This is a genomic window from Oleiphilus sp. HI0123, from assembly GCF_001635315.1.
Window position 1 is genome coordinate 1 of record NZ_LWGE01000235.1, and the last position, 1,543, is coordinate 1,543.

Consider the following 1,543-nt stretch of genomic DNA (forward strand, 5'->3'; position numbering starts at 1 on the left):
TCAGAGTTTTGGCTTTTTACATCTGTTTTCATCATTAATCTCCGTAGTAGACAGCGCTATTTATTATTATGGCTGGTATCCAGCTTGCGTTCGATATTACTGCTGATCATTGACATACCAAAGCAGCAACACCAAAAGACCATAGCGACAAATAAGTAGCCTTCCGTTGCATGTCCCCCTAACCAGTTTGAGTTATTCAAAGCAGTTTGAGTGGTACTGAGCATTTCAAATATACCGATGATCAAAAGGAAGGTAGTATTTTTGAATAGCATAACGAAGGTAGCAAGAATATTGGGCATCGATACTTTGATCACCTGGGGCAATATAATCAGCAAAGTTTTCTGCCAATAACTTAGGCCAAGCGAGTCAGCGGCTTCGTATTGCCCTTGGGGAATTGCTTGAAAGCCACCCCTAAATACTTCTGCCATATAGCCCGACATAAATAGAATCAGAACAATCCACACCCTAAGTAATTTATCTACGCTGGTGCCTTCAGGAAAAAATAATGGCAGCATTACCGAGCCCATAAAAAATAGGGCTAAAACCGGGGTTCCCCTAAAAAACTCGATCAACAAAATACAGACACTACGTATAAAAGGCATCTCCGATCGTCGACCTAGGGCCCATAAAAAGCTCAACGGAAAAGCAATAATAATACTCGCTGACGCCAAAAAGATATTCAGTGCAAAGCCACCCCATAAGTCAGTACTTACTGTCATCAAACCAAACAGGCTACCGTCCAGAAATGTCGCACAGACAAATGGAAATAACAAAAATACCGGGACGCCAATCTTATTCCGAAGATCTTTTGGCAAGACATAAGGCAAAGCAATGACAGCAGCGAGACTCAATAAAGCAAGATTCACTCGCCACAGTTCTGAGCTGGGGTAACTGCCATACATAAATTGTTGCATCCAGGCAGAAACAAATACCCAACACGCGCCTTCTTTAGAGCAAGCTTCCTGGCTGTCACCACTCCAGTCGGCTGAAAAAATCAGCCAATCCAGCATGCCAGGAACAACGGAGAATAAAATTGCTAGGATAATAATAGTAGCTGTTGAATCGAAGATATTAGAAAAAAGGTTTTCTTTAATCCAGCCAATGACACCAACTGTATCCTTGGGTGCCGGTTTATCAGGCAGCGCTTTAAACTCTCTCATCATTTACTTCCTTTCCACCAAAGCGACTTTCGAATTGAATCGATTCATAACAAAGGAAATACACATGTTTATGACAAAATAGACCGCCATTGTCATAAATACGATTTCTATCGCTTGTCCCGTCTGATTGAGTGTGGTGCCGACAAAGACAGTAAACAAATCCGGGTAACCAATAGCTGTAGCCAGCGTCGAGTTTTTCACCAAGCTTTGATATTCACTATTTAGCAAAGGCGTGATGACTCTCATCGCCTGGGGCACGACGATCAGTGACATAATCTTTCGCTCACTTAAGCCAACACTACGTGCGGCTTCAGTTTGTCCATGCGGCACCGATTGAACACCCGCTCGAACAGCTTCTGCAATGAATGCACCGGTATAAATAC

2 protein-coding genes are annotated in these 1,543 nt (G+C 42.8%); both read right to left on the reverse strand.

Annotation, left to right across the window (positions count from 1 at the left end):
- Positions 1 to 56: 56 nt before the first annotated feature.
- Positions 57 to 1,163: an amino acid ABC transporter permease gene (locus A3761_RS02315; protein WP_231872152.1), complete on the reverse strand. Its 1,107-nt coding sequence runs from the start codon at positions 1,161 to 1,163 to the stop codon at positions 57 to 59.
- Positions 1,164 to 1,543: ABC transporter permease subunit (locus A3761_RS02320; RefSeq protein WP_156491515.1), on the reverse strand; the 380-nt coding region annotated here is incomplete at its 5' end. It abuts the gene before it with no gap.

Coding starts and splice junctions, on each gene's coding strand:
- A3761_RS02315 (WP_231872152.1), bottom strand. CDS start 1,163: ATGATGAGAGAGTTTAAAGCGCTGCCTGATAAACCGGCACCCAAGGAT.